The sequence below is a fragment of the Paraburkholderia sp. FT54 genome (assembly GCF_031585635.1).
In the GTDB taxonomy this organism is placed as follows: domain Bacteria; phylum Pseudomonadota; class Gammaproteobacteria; order Burkholderiales; family Burkholderiaceae; genus Paraburkholderia.
This window is the reverse complement of record NZ_CP134195.1, coordinates 310,297-331,281: the sequence shown is the minus strand read 5'-3', so window position 1 is coordinate 331,281 and position 20,985 is coordinate 310,297. Positions and strand designations below refer to the sequence as shown.

The 20,985-nt window shown below is 64.2% G+C and carries 17 protein-coding genes; 9 read left to right on the top strand and 8 right to left on the bottom strand.

The features are described 5' to 3' along the window. Positions 1 to 147 precede the first annotated feature (147 nt). From RI103_RS01565 to RI103_RS01545, 5 genes are all read left to right on the top strand, one after another. Positions 148 to 1,899 (top strand): ABC transporter ATP-binding protein/permease, encoded by a 1,752-nt coding sequence (locus tag RI103_RS01565; RefSeq protein ID WP_310813706.1) that lies wholly within the window; start codon positions 148 to 150, stop codon positions 1,897 to 1,899. Between the two features lie 5 nt (positions 1,900 to 1,904). Beyond that, the gene (locus RI103_RS01560) at positions 1,905 to 2,705 is read left to right on the top strand and encodes an SDR family NAD(P)-dependent oxidoreductase (protein ID WP_409076961.1); all 801 of its coding nucleotides are present in this window, start codon (positions 1,905 to 1,907) and stop codon (positions 2,703 to 2,705) included. A gap of 301 nt (positions 2,706 to 3,006) precedes the next feature. Beyond that, on the top strand, positions 3,007 to 3,477 hold the full coding sequence (locus tag RI103_RS01555) for a hypothetical protein (RefSeq protein WP_310813704.1): 471 nt from the start codon (positions 3,007 to 3,009) through the stop codon (positions 3,475 to 3,477). 79 nt (positions 3,478 to 3,556) lie between these two features. Next, on the top strand, positions 3,557 to 4,198 hold the full coding sequence (locus RI103_RS01550) for a hypothetical protein (RefSeq protein WP_310813703.1): 642 nt from the start codon (positions 3,557 to 3,559) through the stop codon (positions 4,196 to 4,198). A 92-nt stretch (positions 4,199 to 4,290) separates the two neighbouring features. Next, entirely contained in the window at positions 4,291 to 5,019 is a 729-nt protein-coding gene (locus RI103_RS01545) for a response regulator (RefSeq protein ID WP_310813702.1), read from the top strand. Positions 5,020 to 5,092: 73 nt separating this feature from the next. On the opposite strand, the gene RI103_RS01540 is transcribed toward RI103_RS01545, so the two are convergent. The 4 genes from RI103_RS01540 to RI103_RS01525 all read right to left on the bottom strand — a co-directional run bounded on the left by RI103_RS01540 (position 5,093) and on the right by RI103_RS01525 (position 6,976). Further along, positions 5,093 to 5,764 carry a flagellar basal body L-ring protein FlgH gene (locus RI103_RS01540; protein ID WP_310813701.1) on the bottom strand — a complete coding sequence of 224 codons (672 nt, stop codon included), beginning with the start codon at positions 5,762 to 5,764 and terminating at the stop codon, positions 5,093 to 5,095. A gap of 99 nt (positions 5,765 to 5,863) precedes the next feature. Further along, positions 5,864 to 6,577, bottom strand: a complete 714-nt coding sequence (locus tag RI103_RS01535) for a hypothetical protein (RefSeq protein WP_310813700.1) — start codon at positions 6,575 to 6,577, stop codon at positions 5,864 to 5,866. A 3-nt stretch (positions 6,578 to 6,580) separates the two neighbouring features. After that, a complete protein-coding gene (locus tag RI103_RS01530; protein WP_308706150.1) occupies positions 6,581 to 6,748 on the bottom strand; it encodes a DUF6726 family protein in 168 nt (55 codons plus the stop codon). Between the two features lie 45 nt (positions 6,749 to 6,793). Continuing rightward, positions 6,794 to 6,976, bottom strand: a complete 183-nt coding sequence (locus RI103_RS01525; RefSeq protein ID WP_310813699.1) for a hypothetical protein — start codon at positions 6,974 to 6,976, stop codon at positions 6,794 to 6,796. A gap of 410 nt (positions 6,977 to 7,386) precedes the next feature. On the opposite strand from RI103_RS01525, the gene RI103_RS01520 reads away from it, so the two are divergent. Next, positions 7,387 to 8,127: a response regulator gene (locus tag RI103_RS01520; protein ID WP_011490018.1), complete on the top strand. Its 741-nt coding sequence runs from the start codon at positions 7,387 to 7,389 to the stop codon at positions 8,125 to 8,127. Continuing rightward, complete coding sequence (locus RI103_RS01515) at positions 8,124 to 9,395, top strand: ATP-binding protein (RefSeq protein WP_310813698.1); 1,272 nt, start codon at positions 8,124 to 8,126, stop codon at positions 9,393 to 9,395. The genes RI103_RS01520 and RI103_RS01515 overlap by 4 nt, the downstream gene beginning before the upstream one ends. 190 nt (positions 9,396 to 9,585) lie before the next feature. Here the strand turns inward: RI103_RS01515 and RI103_RS01510 are convergent, their stop codons facing one another. Beyond that, entirely contained in the window at positions 9,586 to 10,536 is a 951-nt protein-coding gene (locus tag RI103_RS01510) for a tyrosine-protein phosphatase (protein ID WP_310813697.1), read from the bottom strand. A 335-nt stretch (positions 10,537 to 10,871) separates the two neighbouring features. Here RI103_RS01510 and RI103_RS01505 point away from each other — a divergent pair, with 335 nt between their 5' ends. Both RI103_RS01505 and RI103_RS01500 read left to right on the top strand, forming a co-directional pair. After that, positions 10,872 to 12,131 carry an MFS transporter gene (locus RI103_RS01505; RefSeq protein ID WP_310813696.1) on the top strand — a complete coding sequence of 420 codons (1,260 nt, stop codon included), beginning with the start codon at positions 10,872 to 10,874 and terminating at the stop codon, positions 12,129 to 12,131. Between the two features lie 17 nt (positions 12,132 to 12,148). Beyond that, positions 12,149 to 13,423: a D-amino acid dehydrogenase gene (locus tag RI103_RS01500; protein WP_310813695.1), complete on the top strand. Its 1,275-nt coding sequence runs from the start codon at positions 12,149 to 12,151 to the stop codon at positions 13,421 to 13,423. A 176-nt stretch (positions 13,424 to 13,599) separates the two neighbouring features. Here RI103_RS01500 and RI103_RS01495 read toward each other — a convergent pair whose 3' ends face one another. From RI103_RS01495 to RI103_RS01485, 3 genes are all read right to left on the bottom strand, one after another. After that, complete coding sequence (locus tag RI103_RS01495; RefSeq protein ID WP_310813694.1) at positions 13,600 to 15,069, bottom strand: glutamate synthase subunit beta; 1,470 nt, start codon at positions 15,067 to 15,069, stop codon at positions 13,600 to 13,602. 122 nt (positions 15,070 to 15,191) lie between these two features. Continuing rightward, the gene (locus tag RI103_RS01490; RefSeq protein ID WP_310813693.1) at positions 15,192 to 19,895 is read right to left on the bottom strand and encodes a glutamate synthase-related protein; all 4,704 of its coding nucleotides are present in this window, start codon (positions 19,893 to 19,895) and stop codon (positions 15,192 to 15,194) included. A 294-nt stretch (positions 19,896 to 20,189) separates the two neighbouring features. After that, positions 20,190 to 20,897 (bottom strand): transposase, encoded by a 708-nt coding sequence (locus RI103_RS01485; RefSeq protein ID WP_007180173.1) that lies wholly within the window; start codon positions 20,895 to 20,897, stop codon positions 20,190 to 20,192. Positions 20,898 to 20,985 lie beyond the last annotated feature (88 nt).

Sequence of the window (20,985 nt, the reverse complement as noted above, 5' to 3'; positions counted from 1 at the left end):
GCACGCCAGAATCTGACGCTCGCCCGGGCGTGCGTTGGTCGAGCACGACGCCCGGGCATGTACCGCAAACCCGCCGCAGGGCAGCCCGCCGACGGGCCTGCCTCAATGGGTCAGCCCCGAATGGGGCAGCACTACTTCAGGATGCTCATGACACCGAATACCTCTGCCAGCCCCGTGCTGCCGCCGGACGAAAAAGTCTCCGCCTGGAGTCTGATCAAACCCTATTGGGTCTCCGAAGAACGAAACACGGCCTGGGGCCTGCTCGTCGCGATCATCGTGATGAATCTGCTCGTCGTGTGGATCAACGTGCGCCTGAACCGCTGGAGCGCCGACTTCTACAACGCACTGCAAACCAAGAACGTGCATGACTTCCCCCACCTGCTAATGGTGTTCTCGGGGCTCGCGTTCGGCTTCATCATTCTCGCGGTGTACGGCCGTTACCTGCGCCAGATGCTCGGCTTCCGCTGGCGCCAGTGGCTGACCACGCGCTATCTGAACGAGTGGCTGAAGGACAGCGCGTTCTACCGGATCGAACGCGACCGCCTCGCCGACAACCCCGACCAGCGGATCAGCGACGACCTGCAATCATTCGCCACCAGCACCCTCTCGCTGACGCTCGACCTGCTGTCCACCGTCGTCACGCTGGTGTCGTTCATCACGATCCTGTGGTCGCTCGCCGGCGCGTTGACCATCTCGCTCGGCGGCATGCCGATCGAGATTCCCGGCTACATGGTGTGGGCCGCGGCGCTCTACGCCGTGGTCGGTTCGCTGATCATCCAGAAAGTCGGCCATCCGCTCGTGCCGATCAACTACCAGGCGCAGAAAGTCGAGGCGGATTTCCGTTTCGGCCTGATCCGCCTGCGTGAAAACGCCGAGCAGATCGCTTTCTACAACGGCATGGACACCGAGAAGAAGAATGCGCACTCGCTGTTCGGCCGCATCCGCGACAACTGGTGGCAGGTGATGAAGTACACCAAGCGGCTCACCTTCGTGCTGAGCTTCTATGGCCAGATCGCGATCATCTTCCCGCTGGTGGTCGCCGCACCGCGTTACTTCGCCGGCGCCTTCACGTTCGGCGTGCTGATGCAGATCTCCAGCGCATTCGGCACCGTCAGCGATTCGTTCTCGTGGTTCATCAACAGTTACGGCACCTTGGTCGAATGGCGCGCCACCGTGAACCGGTTGCGTGAATTCAAGCGTGTCGTGCACGCGCCGCGTCTGAAGGAATCGGTCTCGCCGGCTACCGCGCATGGCGGCATCAATCTGCATTTCGTCGACGAGGACAAGCTCTCCACCGACGGCCTCAAACTCGCCCTGCCCAACGGCAACCCGTTGTCGCGCATTCGCGATGTCGCGATTGCGCCGGGCTCGCGCTGGCTGGTACGCGGCCCGTCGGGTTCGGGCAAGAGCACGCTGATGCGCGCCCTCGCCGGCTTGTGGCCGTTCGGCGACGGCTCGATCGACGCCCCGGTCAACGCGCGCATGATGTTCATCCCGCAGGTCAGCTATATGCCGATCGGCACGCTCAAAGCGGCGCTCGCCTACCCGTCGCCCGTCGACACCTACACGGACGACGAATGCCGCGAAGCGCTCGTCGTTTGCCATCTGTCGGAATACGCGGACCGTCTGCAGGAATCGGGACACTGGACCCGCATTCTCTCGCCGGGCGAGCAACAGCGCCTCGCCGCCGCGCGCGTGCTGCTGCACAAGCCGGACTATCTGTTCCTCGACGAAGCGACCAGCGCGCTCGACGCGGAAAACGAGGCACGTCTCTATCGTCTCTTCACTGAGCGACTGCCGAAGGCCGCGATTGTGAGCGTCGCGCATCGCGAGTCGCTGGCTGCGTTCCACGACGAAACGCTCGAGGTGGAGCGCTCGGGCGAAGCGGTCGCGGCATGAGCAGCATGAGCGACGTGGACGCGCTGAACGACGCCGGCAGCGCCGGATTCGAGCGCGTCGTGCTGATCACCGGCGCGGGTTCCGGCATCGGCGCCGCGCTGGCCCGGCGCATCGCCGCGCCACGCTCGGCCTTGATGTTGCACGCACGCGGCGCCGATCAGGAAGCGCGTGAACGGCTCGCGCAAGTCGCCGTCGATTGCAGCGCAAACGGCGCACGCTGCGCAACGGTGTTCGGCGATCTTGCCGAACGCGGCGCCGCGGAACATGTGATCCATCAAACGCTGGCGAGCTTCGGTGCACTCGATCAACTCGTCGCCAACGCCGGGCACGCGCAGCGCCAAACGCTGAATGCGCTCGATCCCGACGCGCTCGGCGCAGCCTTCGCCGCGATGCCAGCCGCGTTCGCAGCGCTCGTCAAACGCGCGACGCCCGCGCTGGAAACCTCCAGGCGCGGCCGCGTAGTCGCGCTCAGTTCGTTCGTCGCGCACCGCTATCGCGCGGACGCGCCGTTTGCCGCGACGGCTGCGGCGAAAGCGGCGCTCGAGTCGCTGGCGAAAACCGCGGCCACCGAACTTGCGCCGCACGGCGTGACGGTCAATTGTGTGGCGCCCGGCTATACCCGTAAAGATCGCGGGCCGAGTGTCGATAATGCACAGGTGTGGACTCGCGCCGCCGAAGCGACGCCGCTCGGCCATGTCGCCGAACCCGCGGATGTCGCCGCGCTTATCGCGTTCCTGCTTTCCGACGAAGCGCGTCATATCACCGGCCAGGTGATTCATGTAGACGGTGGTCTCACGCTTGGTTGAGTGACTGGCGAACCGCGCCACACCGGCCGTACCGGCCACGGGCGCGGTTGTTCAGCCGCAACACTCGCTCACGCCGCACCGCTTCACCCAGCCACGCCAGATCGCAACGGCCCGCGCCGCATCCCTTCGTGGTCCCAGGCAATACACCGCAACATCCCGAAACACGCGAGAACAGTTCGAAAGCATTTGCGAAGCGGGCAAGCTGTTCCGCGCTTTGGAAATGCCTCCCAGCGGCGACGATAGCCGTGCGGGCCGCAAAACGTCCTGCCCACGTCATTCACCGCTACTGGATACTCCGCCCATGTCATTCGATCGCCGCTCCCATCCTTTGACCCAGCGCCTCGCGCTGGCTCTCGGCACCGCGCTGCTCGTCACGAGCGCCGCGCATGCAGCACAAGCGACCCAGGCTAACCTGGCCAACGAGCCGGCCGACGTTTGCCCCGCGCTCAAACACATCGTCGACGCCGCTGATTTCCGGCAATTGCCGACTCTGGCCGCAGCGCAACTGCCGGGCATCTCGACCGCCGACGACTGCCACGCCACCACGCACGCGTACGATTGTCACTGGCACGCGCATTGGCAAGCCGACGGCGTCGTCAACGATCCGCTCGAGGAATTCGGCGCCGATATCGCTGCCTGCTTCCCGAACGTCGTGCACGACGTCAACACACCGGCGCGCCAGCATTTCATCGTCACCACCGCCGGGCGTCGCGTGAGCGTCACGGCAAGCGTGCAAGGGCAAACCGAACTCCGCCTGCGCGTCACGCGCTAATCGGGAACGTGATCGCAGCTATCCGCTGTGATTCGCTGTAATTCACCGCATCCACTGACTCGCGACCGGGCACCGCCTCATGATCTTCATGCCGAGCATGCGCGCTTATGCTTTCACGCGGGCCCCACGGGCCGCGTGGGTCACGTTGCGGCGTCCTTGCGCGTGGCTCGCCGTTTCCGCTGTGCTGGCGGTCGGCCTGAATGGCTGCGCATGGACGCTGATCCAGGCCGCCGACGCCACCGGCTCCGTGATTCAGGCGGGCTACGCGATCGCCGCGAATTATTCGACGCCGACTTTCGTCAATGGCCGGCCGGCCGACGTGCACAACGTCTGCATCGAAGTGAACCAGAACGTGTCGGTCGGCGATTTCGTGCCGGCGCTGCAACTCGCGCTCGACCGGCGCGGCATTCGTTCGGACGTCTACAATCCGGGCACCTCGCCGGCCGGCTGCGAGGCGCGCCTCGTCTACAACGCCGCAATCGATTACGGCCGTCGCTCGTTCAGCGACGAAACGATCCAGTATCTGTCGATCATCGACCTGACGCTGATTCAGAACGGCCGCATTCTCGTGACGGCCCGCTATCAGACCGGCGGCCTGAACACCGACCGTTTCTCTTCGGCGTCGACCAAGCTCAATGGCCTGATCGAGCGGATGGTGGCCAATCGAACCGACTTTGCGCGCCGGCCGCTGCAGACCATTCAGACCTCCCAGGCGAACTAGCGGCGCGGGCTGCCTGCTTTCTCTTACACGAGAAAGGATTCGAAAGCGTTACGCCCTTTGCTGCGCACGCGCCGTTCTCTAAGATGACCTGAATGAACCAATCCATTCTCGTCGTCGACGACGACCCCGTCGTACGTGAGCTCGTCAGCGGCTATCTGCAAGGGCGCGGCTTCAAGGTGGACACGCTCGAGCACGGCATGGCGCTGCAGCGTCGCTTGCAGGACGAACGTCCTGCCCTGATCGTGCTCGACATCATGATGCCGGAGCTCGACGGCATCAGCGCGCTGCGCGCCCTGCGGGTGGCCGGCGACGACATTCCCGTGATTCTGCTGACCGCGCGCTCCGATCCGATCGACCGCGTGATCGGCCTCGAACTCGGCGCGGACGATTATCTCGGCAAACCCTTCGAACCGAGCGAACTGGTCGCGCGGATTCGCACCGTACTGCGCCGTCGCGGCACGATTGCGCCGAGCGCACCGGAGCAGCGCGCGCCGTACCGCTTCGGCCGTTTCGAAGTGAATTTTCCGGCGCGCGAACTACGCCGTGACGGCGAGCGCATCACGTTGCGTTCAAGTGAATTCGCCATGCTCAAGGTCTTCGTCGGCCACGCGATGACCGTACTCACGCGCGCGCAGTTGCTGGAGAAACTGCACGGCAATAGCGAGCCGCATCGCAATCGCAGCCTGGATGTGTCGATCTGGCGTTTGCGCCGGCTGATCGAAGTGGATCCGTCCGAGCCGCGCTATGTGCAAACCGTGTGGGGACGCGGCTACGTGTTCGTGCCGGACGGTGAAATCGGCGCAGCGGAACGCAGCGCGTAACGCGTGCATGAAGTGCGATGGATATCCCGCTTCATGCCTCTCCTGCGTCCCAGCTATGCAACGCGTCGCCGGCTCAGAACGTCAGCACGCTCATGAACATTCTCTGCAGCCAGCCCATCGTCGTGGAGTCGGACACCATGCCCACGCCGGCCTGTTCGATGCGCGCGTTCGCGACCTTGCTCGACGCCACGTAGTTGCCCGCTTCGATATCCTTGGGGTTGACGATGCCCGACAGTCGAAGCCGGTCGCGGTTGCCGCTCATCGCAATCACCTTCTCGCCCGACACCACGAGGTTGCCAGTCGACATCGTGCCGATCACGGTGACAGCCAGCGTGCCGCTCATGCCGCTCACGTCGGTGAGACTGCCCTGTCCTTTGTATTCGGTGCTCGCCGAGCCGATGTTGAACAGTCGCGCGAGCCGCGCGGCGGCGTTGGTGGATTGATCGGCGGCGGCGGCGGTAATGCTGCTCGAACGGCTCGCTGCGGCGGTCGCGCTGTTGTTGCCGCTATACGATTCCGAAAGACGGATCGTCAGCACGTCGCCGATATGTTGGGCGCGCGGTGTTTCGTACAGCAGCAGCGGCGTGCCGGCCTGATAGATCGCGCCTTGTGTGTTGACGTTCAGCGGCGCCGAGGCGAGCGGCGGCGCCATCGGCGTATCGACGATCGAGTTTTGCTGGTGGCTCGCGCATGCCGCAAGGCAAGCGGCCGCACCCAGTGCGACAGTCAGACGTAGCGCAGTCATGCATGCTCCTTGTTCGAAACGGCCCCCACGGGCACAGTCATGGGCGCGCTCATTGGGCCACTCATTGGGCCACTCATTGGCCACACTCAGTGCCGCTCATCAGCCCGCCTCCGCGCCGCTTGCCTGCCATTGCCGCACGACCGACTTCACCCACGCATCCGAGCCCTTCAGCAGATAGGTGAGCGTGCCGTTGCGCGTGCCCGGCAGAAAGCACAACGTGATCGAACTCACCGCGTTTTCCCAGACATACGTGGGCATCGCGCCTGTCGCCGACGCGTTCCGCGTCGCGAGACGCGGCGGCCCATAGCGGTCCGCGAGCGCGTCGCGCAAGTCCTCGGCGGTGATCTCGTCGATCACGAAAGAAATCTCGTATAGATGCAGCGCGCTTTGCCCGTCCACGCGCGCAAAACGCAGCACGTGCTCCAGCGCGGGCGCACCATCGACCACCGCTTGCGACACCGCCCAGCCGTTGTCCGCGCGATGCGCCCAGCGGCAGGCCACCGTCAGACTGTCGTGCGACTTGAGCCGCATGCCGAGCGCGCCCGCCTGCACATCCGTTTCGCAGACCGGCACGCTGCCGGGCGGCGTCGCCCGCACGGTCGAGCCTGCGCGGAATTCGTCGAGCGTGATGCCGAGCGCCACGCCACGGAACGCGAACGGCGCGTCTTGCGAGCGCCGCCGCGCATCGGTGGCTGAGTCCTTCGACGCGGCGCTCGCCGCGCTGGCGTCGCGCGCGGGCGGTTGCGCTTGAGCGCTCGACGCGAACACGCCGCCCAGCAACGCCAGCCCGCAGGCAATCCGTTTGAGTGTCATGATTCAGTCGATCGCGGATGAACACATATCGAACGGCGAGGCCGCGGCATGGCCGACGACCGGGATGATTTTCAGCGTGGCCGAAGTCAGCCGGCACGGTAGCGCGGCAACGGCGCAGCCACCCAAAGGCAGCAGCGCCGCGCCGAGCGTCAACCACGCGACGACACGCATGAAGCGGTGAAGAATTCTCGGGGTCGACACATGGGCCTCGATACGTCAGGCTGTCGTGTTGACGTGATGCCCGACGAGCCCGGCGGGCAGCGACGGCTGCGCCTGAGTGGCGGACTCCCGTGCCGGCGTGGCGGCGCCCGGGTTGTTGGCGGTTGCAGGCCTTTCTGCCGGCGGCGTCGGCGCCAGAGAAGAAAAGCGGGTGGAAGAGAGATTGCTGTGAACGGTCATGATAAGCCTCGCATGGCGCTAGGTTTCGATTTCACGCCGCCTGCCGTAGGCCCAAGGCGTTAGGCTGTTTTCGGCATGCGGCGCAACGTACTGCACGACGAATCATCTCGCCCGCCACGCAGTACCGATGCATGAAGGAAAGCGCGCTTTCCGGCGGTTCTTACCACCCGTTCCTATGCGTTGCGGCCAGTTCCAAATAGGCGCAAATTGTTTCTTCGGAGGGAGGTTGGCGGTGCGAAACGAATTCGGCACCGCTCGCGCACGGCGCGAGGCAGGGCGCCGCTGAAATATGCCGGGAGCCTTGCGTGACGGGCCTGACAAGCGAGTCGCCCAAGGCGGCGCGGCATGACGTAAGCATTGGTAAGAAAACAGTCGGCCGCGCGTCATGCGCGCCAGTCTAAAATTTCGCCATGAATCCACAGGTCCTCATCGTCGACGACGATCCGGTCGTACGCGATCTACTTTGCAAGTTTCTGCAATCGAACGGCTTCGACGCGTCCGTGCTGCACGACGGCACGCATCTCCAGCGCCGGCTCGAACGCGAACGGCCGTCCGTCGTCGTGCTCGACATCATGATGCCGAACACCGACGGCTTGCGCGCGCTTACCGCGCTGCGCGCCGCCGGCGACGACATTCCGGTGATCTTCGTGACGGCGCGCGGCACGGTGGCCGACCGCATCGTCGGGCTCTCGCTCGGCGCCGACGACTACCTGACCAAGCCGTTCGATCCGCGCGAATTGCTCGCCCGCATCCATACGGTGCTGCGCCGGCGCGGACCGTCCACCACGAGCGCGCCGGAAGCCCGCAAGCCGTATCGCTTCGGCCCGTTCGAGCTCGACTTCGCCACGCGTTCGCTGTGCCGCGACAGCTCGAAGCTGCCGTTGCGCGACAGTGAGTTCGCGCTCCTGAAAATCTTCGTCAACAATCCGTACAAGGTCCTGTCGCGCGTGCTGATTCACGATCTCGTGCATCGCGACAATCTCGCCTTCCGCGACCGCAGCCTCGACGTGCCGATCTGGCGCCTGCGCCGCGTGATCGAAGACGACCCGTCGAATCCCTGCTACGTGCAGACGGTGCGCGGCAAAGGCTACGTCTTCGTGCCCGACGCCGACGGCACGCCCTTCGCCGACGAGGCCGCCTCAAGCGCATGAAAAATCCGCTGAACACGCTGTTCGGCAGAATGGCGTTACTCTCGGCGGCGGTGTTGTTCGCAATTCAGGCCGGCTGGTTCGTGCTGGTGGTGATGCAGCCGCCGCGTCATGAAATCGACGGCTTCGCGCGCGGCATCTTGTTGGTGCTGCAGGCCGTCAACGGCGAGCCGATGAAAGGCGCCGCGCTCGCGCCCGCCATGCGCGTGCATCTCGTGCCCACCTGGAACATGCCGGCGAGCGTGCATCTGCACAAGCCGACGCAGCGTCCGCTGGAAGAACTGAGCCGGCATTTGCGCGAGAACCTGCCGCCCGGCACGCAGATCGCCGTCGACGATCTGCGCCCGCCGCAGCTATGGGTGCTGTTTCCCGGCAAGTCGAACTGGGTCGTGGTGCCGGTCGACGTGCCGCCGCGCCCGCGCTTTCTGATCGAATCGATTTCGATGCTGCTCGCCGCGTTGATCCTCTCGCTGTTCGCGGTCTGGCAGATGCAGCGGCCGCTTTCGCGCGTCGCCGACGCCGCGCGCGCGTTCGGCTCGGGCGGCCGTCCGGAACCGGTGACGGTGCAAGGCCCGCGCGAACTGCGCGATCTGATCGGTTCGTTCAACGACATGATGCGGCGCCTGAACGAAGCCGGCGACGACCAGGCCGTGATGCTGGCCGGCGTCGCGCACGATCTGAAGGCGCCGCTCACGCGCCTGAAGTTGCGCGCGAGCGTGCTGGTCGCGGAAAACGAACGCGCCGGTCTGATCCGCGATGTCGACTCGCTCACCAACATCGTCCAGCAGTTTCTCGAATTCGCGGGCCAGTCCGCCGACGCCGGGCCGCCGGTCGAAGTCGACGACTTCTTGCAGGAACAGTTCTCCGCCAGCGACAGCACCGAAACACCGCTCTTCACGCTCGATCTGCGCGCCGGTTCGTCGTTCAAGCTTCCGCGCACGCTGCTCGACCGGCTGGTCACGAACCTCGTCGATAACGCGCTCGAACACGGCGCGCCGCCGGTGGACATCAGCACTGCGCGCAGCGACGGCCAGTGGGTGATCAGCGTGCGTGACCACGGCCCCGGTATTCCCGACGAGCGCATCGCGGCTGCGATGAAGCCGTTCGTGCGGCTCGACGCCGCACGTGGCGGCGAAGGCCATTGCGGCCTCGGCCTTGCGATCGTCCCACGACTCGCACACGATCGCGGCGGGCGCTGCCACGTGCGCAATCACGCACAGGGCGGTTTGGAAGTGCGGATCGAATTGCCGGTTGCACCGGCGCTGACATGAGAGAAGCTGGCCGGGCTCAGGCTCGCGCTTACGCGCCCTTACCGGATGAACTATCGCAAGCGCGGCGGCTTTATAGTCGCTCCCGGCAACCTCGATGCCGCCCTTCTCCGTCCGCCCACTCATTTGGGGCGGACTTTTTTTTGCCCGCTTTTGTCCCCGCATTGAACGCGCGGCTCGCGGCGTTGACGGCTCAGACCACGAGGCGGCTGTGCAAGGTGTCGATGATCGTCTGCGAGACGCCGAGGCCCTGCGTCAGATAGCTCACCATCGTGCCGTAGCTCGCCTGCACCTGGTCGAACCCGGCCTGCAGATAGTTTTCCTGAACGTTCATCAACGGCACTTCGGCCGACACGGCGGCATCGCCGTCCTGCGCGCGCAGCGCATCGGTTTGCGCATTGATCGACGGCGCCAGATAGACGTTGCTCAGCAAATAGTCCTGCATGATGACGTCGAGCGGAACGTTCGCAATGCTGAGCAGAAGCGCCGAGACCCAGCCCGCGCGGTCCTTGCCCGCGTTGGAGTGAAAGAGTTGCGCGCCGGGTCCGTCGGCGAGCCTCGTCAGCAGCGCGCCATAGGCGGCGCGCTGGGCGGCGCCGGTGACGTAGCCGCGCGCCTGCGCCTCCATGTACACGACGGCGGCGGCCGCCGAGTCGAAAGCCGGCGGGACGAAGTCCGTGATGCCGAGCACATTGAGCGTCTGGGTAGTCGCGCCACCCGGCAAGATATCGGCGGTGCGCGCGATTTCACCGGGCGTGCGCAGATCGTAGACCGAGGCAATGCCGAGCCGGTCGATCGTGGCCTGGTCGGCGGCGTTGAGCGTCAAGGCGTTCGCGCGATAGAACGCGCCACGGCGCATCTGTTTGCCGTCGACGGTCGGATAACCCGCGGCCGCTCCCGCCAGATCGCGGAAGTTGTCGACCGACGCAAGGCGCGGCGTGGCCGGCTGATCGGAGCTGAGGTCGCCGCCGCCGCACGCGGACAGCAGCGAACTGCCGATGCCGGAGACCAGCAGAACGCTGGCCGAGCGCATCAGAAAGGTCCGGCGCGATGCCAGCGGCGCCTGGCCTGAAGGCTGGCTTGCCCGCGGGAACTTGCTCGCGGAGCGACGGGATGGCGAGCAGGTTTTTGCGGTAGCGGGCATTCGGCGTGGCTGGCGCTTGCGTGAGTGGATGAGTCGCAGCAGCGGCGCTGCGAGCGCAGTTTAACCATGCTCCATATCGTTTGGGTTACACGGTAGTAGTTGGTAAGGAAAAACACCTTCGCGCGCGTCGCCCCAACAGCGCTATCGCCAGCCTGGCCCCGGCGTTGGCCTCTCCTTCGCCTGATTTCCGCGGCGTTTCATCTGTTATCGGCTTCTTACCGCTGCCTGCCATTTTTGACCACTACTGGCCCCACGACGCCCCCTCCCCGTAGAATACAAACACCCCACATTCGAGCCGACAGCAGGCCAACAAGTCCTGGAGACCACAACAAAACATGCCTTCTCTCCAATGGTTCACCGAACTGACACAACGCGAACGCCGCACCCTGTACGCCGGCTTTGGCGGCTACGCAGTCGATGCCTTCGACTTCATGATTTACTCCTTCCTCATTCCGACGCTGATCGCGACATGGGGCATGACCAAAAGCGAAGCCGGCATGATCGCCACCAGTTCGCTGATCTCGTCGGCGGTGGGCGGCTGGCTTGCCGGCATTCTCGCCGACCGCTATGGGCGCATTCGCGTACTGCAGTGGACCATCGCCACGTTCGCGCTCTTCACGTTTCTGTCCGGCTTCACGCACTCGTTCTGGCAGCTGCTCACCACGCGCACGCTGCAGGGCATCGGCTTCGGCGGTGAATGGTCGGTGGTGACGATCATGATGGCCGAGACCATTCGCTCACCTCAGCATCGCGCGAAAGCGGTGGGCACCGTGCAAAGCAGCTGGTCGTTCGGCTGGGCGGCTGCGGCGATCATTTACTGGGCTTTCTTCGCGCTGCTGCCGGAACAATACGCATGGCGCGCCTGCTTCTGGATCGGGCTGCTGCCCGCGGCATGGATCATCTACATTCGCCGCAACGTGAGCGATCCGGATATCTTTCTCGAAACGCGCCGGGCCCGCGAGAGCGGTTTCGACACCTCGCATTTCATGCAGATCTTCTCGGCCGCTCACCTCAAAACCACCTTGCTCGGCAGCGCGCTGTGCACCGGCATGCTCGGCGGCTATTACGCGATCACCACCTGGCTGCCGACCTATCTGAAGACCGTGCGGCATCTGTCGGTGTTCAACACCAGTGGTTATCTGATCGTGCTGATCGTCGGCTCGTTCACCGGGTATATCGTCGGCGCGATTCTATGCGACAGGATCGGCCGGCGCGCGTCGTTCGTGCTGTTCGCGATCGGCTCTTTCGTGCTCGGCATGTTCTACACCATGCTGCCGATTACCGACGGCATGATGCTCGCGCTCGGCTTTCCGCTCGGCATCGTGGTGCAAGGGATTTTCGCGGGCGTGGGCGCGTATCTGTCGGAGCTCTACCCCAACGCCATACGCGGCTCCGGGCAAGGGTTCTGCTATAACCTCGGGCGCGGACTCGGCTCGTTCTTTCCGATTCTGGTGGGTACACTGTCGCAAACCATGACGCTGGTGAAGGCGATGGGTATCGTGGCCGGCTCGGGCTATCTGCTCGTGATCGTCGCCGCGCTGTGTCTGCCCGAAACCAAGGGCAAGGTACTCGGCGCGACTCGCCCTGCCACTTGAATCCGCAGTACACATACATGAAAACGATTGTTCTGGGCGGCGGCGTCATCGGCGTCGCCACGGCCTTTTACCTGCGCCAGCAGGGCTGTGAAGTCACCGTGATCGAGCGCGAGCCGGATGTCGCGCTCTCCACCAGTTTCGGCAACGCGGGCGTGATCGCGCCGGGCTATGTGACGCCCTGGGCCGCGCCCGGCATGCCGGCGAAGATTCTCAAGTACCTGTTCAAACCGGCCTCGCCGCTGATCTTTCGCCCGACCTTCGATCCGGCTCAGTGGCGCTGGATCGCGCGCTGGCTGCACGAATGCGATCTCGAACGGTTTCGCGTCAACAAGCAGCGCATGCAGCGCATTGCTTATTACAGCCGCGACTGTCTGCACGAATTCCGCGGCCGCCATCCATTCGACTACGGCCGCAGCCAGGGCTATCTGCAGTTGTTCCGCAGCGAGTACGACGTCGAACTCGCGCAGCCGGCGCTCGCCGTGCTGCGCGATGCCGGCATCGCGCATCGGGAAGTCAGCGCGGCGCAGTGCGTCGAGATCGAGCCGGGCTTGCGCTGGGCGCGTCAGGCGCCGCTCTCGGGTCTCTATCTCCCCGACGACGAAGCCGGCGATTGCGCGCGCTTCACCCGCGAACTGCGCGCAATCTGCGAGCGCAACGGCGTGCGCTTTCGTTTCGACACGCGCGTCACGTCGCTCGATGTGCAAGGCGGCGCGCTGCGCGCGGTGCGGATCGAGAGCGAACGCGGCGCCGAGACGTTGTACGCGGATGCCGTGGTGGTGGCGCTGGGCATCGACAGTGCGGCGCTGCTCGCGCGGCTCGACGTGAAGGTGCCGCTTTATCCGGTGAAAGGCTATTCGGCGACCCTGCCCGTCACCGATGAAGAAAAAGCGCCGCTTGCCGCGCTGATGGACGAATCGCTGAAAACGGCGATCACCCGTTTCGGCAACAACCTGCGCGTGGCCGGCACCGCGGAACTGGGTAATCGCCAGACCACCTTGCGCGAACAAGCCCTGCAAACGCTGATGAAAGTGCTGAGCGACTGGTTCCCACATGCGGCCAATCCCACGTCCGCGCATTTCTGGGTAGGCCGCCGTCCCATGACGCCCGACGGCGCGCCGCTGCTCGGTCCGTCCGGCGTGGAGAAACTGTGGTTGAACCTCGGGCACGGTTCGACGGGGTGGGCGATGTCGATGGGTTCGGGGCGCGTGGTCGCGGACCTGATCACGCACCGCAAGCCGGAGATCGATCTCGATGGACTGACGTTGGCGCGGTATCGCAAGTCGCGGACGTAGGAACACACAAGGCGCTGCGTCGCGTTGAAACTAGAAAGCCGGGTCGCCCTCTCAGGTGCCCGGCTTTGTTTTTTTACCGCGTGGATGCGCCGCTGACGCGGCACATTGTCGTCTCCACCTCTTCCTGCAAGCAGTAGCCGGTTTCCGCGCCTCAGCGCGAAAACCGGCCGGAGACGTTAACGCGGCAGTTCCGAATGACCCATCAGGAACGCGTCGACCGAGCGCGCGCACTGACGGCCTTCGCGAATCGCCCACACCACGAGCGATTGACCGCGACGCATGTCGCCGGCGGTGAACACCTTGTCCACCGACGTGTAATACGCCTTGTCGCCTTCGGTCGACGCCCGCACGTTGCCGCGATTGTCCTTGTCGACGCCGAACGCTTCGAGCACCGGCGACACCGGCTGCGTGAAGCCCATCGCGAGCAGCACCAGATCGGCCTTCATTTCGAATTCGGAGCCCGGCACTTCCTGCATCTTGCCGTCCTTCCATTCGACGCGCGCCGCGATCAGCTTCTCGACCTTGCCGTTCTTGCCTTCCAGGCGCTTGGTCGCGACCGCCCAATCACGCGAGCAGCCCTCGTCATGCGACGACGACGTGCGCAGCTTGATCGGCCAGTAAGGCCACACGAGCGGCTTGTTCTCTTCTTCCGGCGGCTGCGGCAGCAATTCGAATTGCGTGACGCTCTTCGCGCCATGACGATTCGACGTGCCCACGCAGTCCGAACCCGTATCGCCGCCGCCGATCACGACGACATGCTTGCCCTTCGCGAGCAGCTGGTTCGCGACCTTGTCGCCCGCATTGACCTTGTTCTGTTGCGGCAGGAATTCCATCGCGTAGTGGATGCCTTCCAGCTCACGGCCCGGCACCGGCAGATCGCGCGGCGTTTCCGAACCGCCCGCGATCACGACCGCGTCGAACTGCTCTTTCAGTTCGGCCGGCGTGATGGTTTCTTTCGCCGTGTTGCCGATATGCGCCGGCAGCGAATCCGCCTTACCGATGAACACGCCCGCGCGGAACGTCACGCCCTCGGCTTCCATCTGGCGCATGCGGCGATCGATCAGCCACTTCTCCAGCTTGAAGTCGGGAATGCCATAACGCAGCAAACCACCAATGCGATCGTTCTTTTCGTACACGGTGACATCGTGCCCCGCGCGCGCGAGTTGCTGCGCGACGGCCAAACCAGCGGGGCCGGAACCGACCACGGCGACCTTCTTGCCGGTCTTGTGCTTCGGCGGCTGCGGTGCAACCCAGCCTTCGGCCCATGCCTTGTCGATGATCGCGTGCTCGATCGACTTGATGCCGACCGGGTCGTCATTGATGCCGAGCGTGCACGCCGCTTCGCACGGCGCCGGGCAGATGCGGCCCGTGAACTCGGGGAAGTTGTTCGTCGAGTGCAGCACTTCGATCGCGTTCTTCCAGTCCTGATGGAACACCAGGTCGTTGAAGTCCGGGATGATGTTGTTCACCGGGCAGCCGTTGTTGCAGAACGGAATGCCGCAGTCCATGCAACGCGCGCCTTGAATCTTCGCTTCGTCGTCGCTCAGTGCGGCGACGAATTCCTTGTAGTGCTTCACACGCGTGAGCGGAGCTTCGTACACCTCGTGACGGCGTTCGAACTCGAGAAAACCGGTTGCCTTGCCCATGTGGTTCTCTTCTCTATCTGTATCAGGTGGGGTGATCTACACCCGCCGCGCGGCACCGTGGAACGGTCGCACGCGGCGGGTACGGCTAAAGGTGACGTCTTGCTGATGAACAACGTTGCGGATCAGGCGGCGAGCACTTCCTTGTTCGCCTTCTTCGCTGCCATTTCGCCCAGCGCGCGCTTGTATTCGGTCGGGAACACCTTCACGAATTGACGGCGCGACGCGTCCCAGTTTTCGAGCAGCGCCTTGGCGCGCGGCGAACCCGTGAACTGGAAGTGACGCTCGATGAGTCCCTTGAGCAGCGCTTCGTCGGTCGTGCCGGTGTGCCACAGGCCCTTGTCGACCGTGCGCTCCTGTTCGGCCTGCTGCAAGACCGGGTCGAGCGCGACCATCGACTTGTTGCACTTGCCCGCGAACGTGTTGTCCGGGTCGTACACGTAAGCGATGCCGCCCGACATGCCGGCCGCGAAGTTACGGCCCGTTTCGCCGAGCACGACCACCGTGCCGCCCGTCATGTATTCGCAACCGTGGTCGCCCGTGCCTTCGACAACCGCCGTTGCACCCGAGTTACGCACGCAGAAACGCTCGCCTGCCACGCCGCGGAAGAATGCTTCGCCTTCGATCGCGCCATACATCACCGTATTGCCGCAGATGATGTTCTCTTCCGACTTGCCGCGGAAATCGTTGGTCGGACGGATGATGATGCGACCGCCCGAGAGGCCCTTGCCGACGTAGTCGTTGCCGTCGCCGACCAGATCCAGCGTGATGCCCTTCGCGAGGAACGCGCCGAAGCTCTGGCCCGCCGTGCCCTTCAACTGGATGTGGATCGTGTCGTCGGGCAGGCCGTCGTGGCCGTACTTCTTCGCAATCGTGCCGGACAGCATCGCGCCGACCGTACGGTTCACGTTGCGCACCGGCTGGATGAACGAGACGTGCTCGCCCTTCTCGATCGCCGCCTTCGCCTTCTCGATCAGCGTGTGGTCGAGCGCCTTGTCCAGACCGTGGTCCTGCACGTCGACATGCTTGCGTGCGACTTCAGCCGGGACTTGCGGCAGATAGAACACGCGCGAGAAGTCGAGACCCTTCGCCTTCCAGTGCTCGATGCCCTTCTTCATATCGAGCAGTTCAGCGTGGCCGATCAGGTCGTCGAACTTGCGGATACCGAGTTGCGCCATGATTTCGCGCGCTTCTTCCGCAACGAAGAAGAAGAAGTTCACGACGTGTTCCGGCTGGCCCTGGAACTTCGCACGCAGCACCGGATCTTGCGTCGCGACGCCGACCGGACAGGTGTTCAGATGGCACTTGCGCATCATGATGCAGCCTTCGACGACGAGCGGCGCCGTCGCGAAACCGAACTCGTCCGCGCCGAGCAGCGCGCCGATCACGACGTCGCGGCCGGTCTTCATCTGACCGTCGGCCTGCACGCGGATACGGCCGCGCAACTGATTGAGCACCAGCGTTTGCTGCGTTTCGGCGAGACCCAGTTCCCACGGCGTGCCGGCATGCTTGAGCGACGACAGTGGCGAAGCGCCCGTGCCGCCGTCCGTACCGGCGATCACGACGTGATCCGCCTTGGCCTTCGCCACGCCTGCGGCCACCGTGCCGACGCCCGATTCCGACACCAGCTTCACCGAGATGCTGGCCGCCGAGTTCGCGTTCTTGAGATCGTGAATCAGTTGCGCCAGGTCTTCGATCGAGTAAATGTCGTGATGCGGCGGCGGCGAAATCAGGCCGACGCCCGGCACCGAGTAACGCAGCTTGCCGATGTAATCCGACACCTTGTGGCCCGGCAGTTGACCGCCTTCGCCCGGCTTCGCGCCTTGCGCCATCTTGATCTGGATCTGATCAGCCGACGACAGGTACTCCGCCGTCACGCCGAAGCGGCCGGAAGCAACCTGCTTGATGCGCGAGCGCAGCGAATCACCGTCCTTCAGCGGAATGTCGACGATCACTTCTTCGCCGATCACGGACTTCATGGTGTCGCCGTTCTTGATCGGGATGCCGCGCAGTTCGTTGCGATAGCGGTTCGAGTCCTCGCCGCCTTCGCCCGTGTTCGACTTGCCGCCGATGCGATTCATCGCGACAGCCAGCGTGGCGTGGGCTTCGGTCGAGATCGAGCCCAGCGACATCGCGCCGGTGGCGAAACGCTTGACGATTTCCTTCGCCGATTCGACTTCGTCGAGCGGGATCGCCTTGGTCGGATCGAACTTGAATTCGAACAGGCCGCGGAACGTCATGTGACGCTTGGTCTGATCGTTGATCAGATGCGCGTATTCCTTGTACGTCTGATACGAGTTGCTGCGCGCCGAGTGCTGCAGCTTGGCGATCGCATCCGGCGTCCACATGTGTTCTTCGCCGCGCACGCGGTAGGCGTATTCGCCGCCCGCGTCGAGCATGGTCGCGAGGACCGGGTTGTCGCCGAACGCGTCGCGATGCAGACGGATCGCTTCTTCCGCGACGTCGAAGAGGCCAATGCCGCCCACCTTCGACGACGTGCCCTTGAAGTACTTCTGCACCAGATCTTCAGCGAGACCGACGGCTTCGAAAATCTGCGCGCCGGTGTATGACATATAGGTCGAAATGCCCATCTTGGACATGACCTTTTGCAGACCCTTGCCGACCGCCTTCGTGAAGTTGTAGACCGCCTTCTCCGGCGACAGGTCGCCCTTCAGGCCGGCAGCGAGCTGGCCGAGCGTTTCCATCGCGAGGTACGGGTGCACGGCTTCCGCGCCGTAGCCCGCGAGCAGCGCGAAATGATGCGTTTCACGCGCCGAGCCGGTTTCCACGACCAGGCCGGCGCTCGTGCGCAGACCGTGCTGCACGAGATGCGTGTGGATTGCGGCGGTAGCCAGTAGCGCCGGAATCGCGACGTTGTCGCGGTCGGTCTTGCGGTCCGACACGATCAGCATGTTGTAGCCGGACTTGACCGCATCCACGGCTTCCGCGCACAGCGAGGCGAGGCGCGCTTCGATGCCTTCCTTGCCCCACGCCACCGGATAGCAGATGTTCAGTTCATACGAGCTGAACTTGCCGCCTGTGTACTGATCGATCGCGCGGATCTTCGCGATGTCCTTGAAGTCGAGCACCGGCTGCGACACTTCGAGACGCATCGGCGGGTTGATGTTGTTCGTGTCCAGCAGGTTCGGCTTCGGACCGACGAACGACACCAGCGACATCACCATGTTTTCGCGGATCGGGTCGATCGGCGGGTTCGTCACTTGCGCGAACAGCTGCTTGAAGTAGTGGTAGAGCGTCTTGTTCTTGTTGGACATGACCGCCAGCGGCGAGTCGTTGCCCATCGAACCGACGGCTTCTTCGCCGGCTTGCGCCATCGGCGCCATCAGGAACTTGAGGTCTTCCTGCGTGTAGCCGAAAGCCTGCTGACGATCCAGCAGAGCGGCGGCTTCACGGCGTTCCGTCGCGACGTCTTCGGCCTTCGGCTCGATTTCGTCGAGCTTGATGCGCACGGCGTCGATCCAGCTCTTGTACGGCTTGGCGTTCGCGAGGTTGTCCTTCAGTTCCTTGTCGTCGATGATGCGGCCGTGTTCCATGTCGATCAGGAACATCTTGCCCGGCTGCAGACGCCACTTCTTGACGATCTTCGACTCCGGAATCGGCAGCGTGCCGGCTTCCGACGCCATGATCACCAGGTCGTCGTCCGTGACGATGTAGCGCGCCGGACGCAGACCGTTACGGTCGAGCGTCGCGCCGATCTGACGGCCGTCGGTGAAGGCGATCGCGGCGGGGCCGTCCCACGGCTCCATCATCGCGGCGTGGTATTCGTAGAACGCGCGGCGGTTGTCGTCCATCAGCGTGTGCTGTTCCCAGGCTTCCGGAATCATCATCATCATGGCGTGGACAAGCGGGTAGCCGGCCATCACCAGCAGTTCGAGACAGTTGTCGAACGAGGCGGTGTCCGATTGGCCCGGATAGATCAGCGGCCACAGTTTCGGCAGATCGTCGCCGAGCACGTGCGACGCGATCGCGCCGGTACGGGCGTTCAGCCAGTTGACGTTGCCCTTGACCGTGTTGATTTCGCCGTTGTGGGCGATCATGCGATACGGGTGAGCCAGTTCCCACGCCGGGAACGTGTTGGTCGAGAAGCGTTGGTGAACCAGCGCCAGCGCCGAGACGGTGCGGTCGTCCTGCAGGTCGCGGTAATACACGCCGACCTGGCCGGCCAGCAGCAGGCCCTTGTAGACGACCGTGCGTGCCGAGCACGACGGCACGAAGTATTCCTTGCCGTGCTTCAGCTTGAGCGCCTGAATGCGGTGGCTCGCGGTCTTGCGGATGATGTACAGCTTCCGCTCGAGCGCGTCCGTCACCATGATGTCCTTGCCGCGGCCGATGAAAATCTGGCGGATCAGCGGCTCGCTCGCCTTGACGGTGGGCGAAATCGGCATGGTGTGGTCGACTGGCACGTCGCGCCAGCCCAGCACGACCTGGCCTTCGGCCTTCACCGTGCGTTCCAGTTCCTGTTCGCAGGCGAGACGCGACGCGTGTTCCTTCGGCAGGAAGACCATGCCGACGCCGTATTCGCCGTGCGGCGGCAACACCACACCCTGCTTGGCCATTTCCTCACGGTAAAAGCCGTCCGGAATCTGGATCAGGATGCCCGCGCCGTCGCCCATCAGCGGATCGGCGCCGACGGCGCCCCGGTGGTCCAGGTTCTCAAGAATCTTCAAGCCCTGCTCGATGATCTCGTGGCTTTTCTTGCCCTTGATGTGAGCGACGAAGCCGACGCCGCAGGCGTCGTGCTCGTTCTGCGGGTCGTACAGACCTTGCGCGGCGGGAACCGGGTGAATCGGTTGCTGGTGGTCGTTCATGGGGACACCGTCTGTGAGGGGCCGGACAGGCCGTTAAACCGTTTTTCTATTGCCGCAGTGCGATTGACGACCGCGACGGCGCGCTCAACGCTGGATGCTACGCGTATCAAAAAACGCCGGAATTCGGAATATACGCGACGAATCAATGGAATAGCAAATAAAACATGGTGTTTGAACCCCAATTATCAAGTTGGTGCATCGCGATGCAATTTTATTGGTGCCATATCAAAATCGTGCAAAAGAAAACGGCATGCGAAGATGCCGTTTCGATGCAGCCCTTTGATGCGAAACGCTTTATTGCTGTTGCGGCGTCTCGCGCACCTTGCGCGGCCGCCCGCGCGGCAGCGGCGACACACGCCGGTTGGCAGCGCGCGCCGCCCACTCGCGGTACGTATCGCTGCCCAACACCCAGCCCTTCAGGGTGGCCTGCTGGAGCTGGCTGGCTTCGCGTTCGTCGAGCGGCTGCTCGCACAGTTCGCGGTACGCGCGCTGCCTCTCGAACGGCGTATTGCCGAGCGACCAGTACAGCGGGTGGTCGGTAATCAGACTGTCGAGCGTCAGGCCGATGTGATGGCGATAGCTCGACCAGCGGTAGTCTTCCGGCGCGCTCACGAGCCCGGCGCGCACCGGACACATCTCGACGACGCGGCTTGCCAGCAGAAAGTAGCGCTCGCCTTCGATCACCGTGGCCCTGTAGCGGCCTTCCCACAATGTGCCTCGGCGCGCGTAGCGCCTGTTAAAGTGCGCCACGTAACGGCGCCCGACCGCCTGCATCGCCTTCGGCAGACTCGACTCCTCGGTCGGCGTGACGAGCAGTTGCACCGCGCCAGGCATCAACGCGTAGGCGTGGATGGATAAATGATGGTCGCGCGAAGCCGCTTTCAAACAATCAATGAAGAGCTCGTAGTCCTGGTCGTCGACGAATGCGGGCTGCTGATCGAGCCCGCGGAGGATGACGTGTTGCGGCTGGTCAGGGACATAGAGACGTGCAAGCCGTGCCATGCTGGAGTATCCAATAGTCGCGTTGGTACATACCCGAAGGTCCGAAGAACTGCACGCGCCCAAGGTTCGGCGCGGCGCGGCAGAGCCA

Coding starts and splice junctions, on each gene's coding strand:
- RI103_RS01565 (WP_310813706.1), top strand. CDS start 148: ATGACACCGAATACCTCTGCCAGCCCCGTGCTGCCGCCGGACGAAAAA.
- RI103_RS01560 (WP_409076961.1), top strand. CDS start 1,905: ATGAGCGACGTGGACGCGCTGAACGACGCCGGCAGCGCCGGATTCGAG.
- RI103_RS01555 (WP_310813704.1), top strand. CDS start 3,007: ATGTCATTCGATCGCCGCTCCCATCCTTTGACCCAGCGCCTCGCGCTG.
- RI103_RS01550 (WP_310813703.1), top strand. CDS start 3,557: ATGATCTTCATGCCGAGCATGCGCGCTTATGCTTTCACGCGGGCCCCA.
- RI103_RS01545 (WP_310813702.1), top strand. CDS start 4,291: ATGAACCAATCCATTCTCGTCGTCGACGACGACCCCGTCGTACGTGAG.
- RI103_RS01540 (WP_310813701.1), bottom strand. CDS start 5,764: ATGACTGCGCTACGTCTGACTGTCGCACTGGGTGCGGCCGCTTGCCTT.
- RI103_RS01535 (WP_310813700.1), bottom strand. CDS start 6,577: ATGACACTCAAACGGATTGCCTGCGGGCTGGCGTTGCTGGGCGGCGTG.
- RI103_RS01530 (WP_308706150.1), bottom strand. CDS start 6,748: ATGCGTGTCGTCGCGTGGTTGACGCTCGGCGCGGCGCTGCTGCCTTTG.
- RI103_RS01525 (WP_310813699.1), bottom strand. CDS start 6,976: ATGACCGTTCACAGCAATCTCTCTTCCACCCGCTTTTCTTCTCTGGCG.
- RI103_RS01520 (WP_011490018.1), top strand. CDS start 7,387: ATGAATCCACAGGTCCTCATCGTCGACGACGATCCGGTCGTACGCGAT.
- RI103_RS01515 (WP_310813698.1), top strand. CDS start 8,124: ATGAAAAATCCGCTGAACACGCTGTTCGGCAGAATGGCGTTACTCTCG.
- RI103_RS01510 (WP_310813697.1), bottom strand. CDS start 10,536: ATGCCCGCTACCGCAAAAACCTGCTCGCCATCCCGTCGCTCCGCGAGC.
- RI103_RS01505 (WP_310813696.1), top strand. CDS start 10,872: ATGCCTTCTCTCCAATGGTTCACCGAACTGACACAACGCGAACGCCGC.
- RI103_RS01500 (WP_310813695.1), top strand. CDS start 12,149: ATGAAAACGATTGTTCTGGGCGGCGGCGTCATCGGCGTCGCCACGGCC.
- RI103_RS01495 (WP_310813694.1), bottom strand. CDS start 15,069: ATGGGCAAGGCAACCGGTTTTCTCGAGTTCGAACGCCGTCACGAGGTG.
- RI103_RS01490 (WP_310813693.1), bottom strand. CDS start 19,895: ATGAACGACCACCAGCAACCGATTCACCCGGTTCCCGCCGCGCAAGGT.
- RI103_RS01485 (WP_007180173.1), bottom strand. CDS start 20,897: ATGGCACGGCTTGCACGTCTCTATGTCCCTGACCAGCCGCAACACGTC.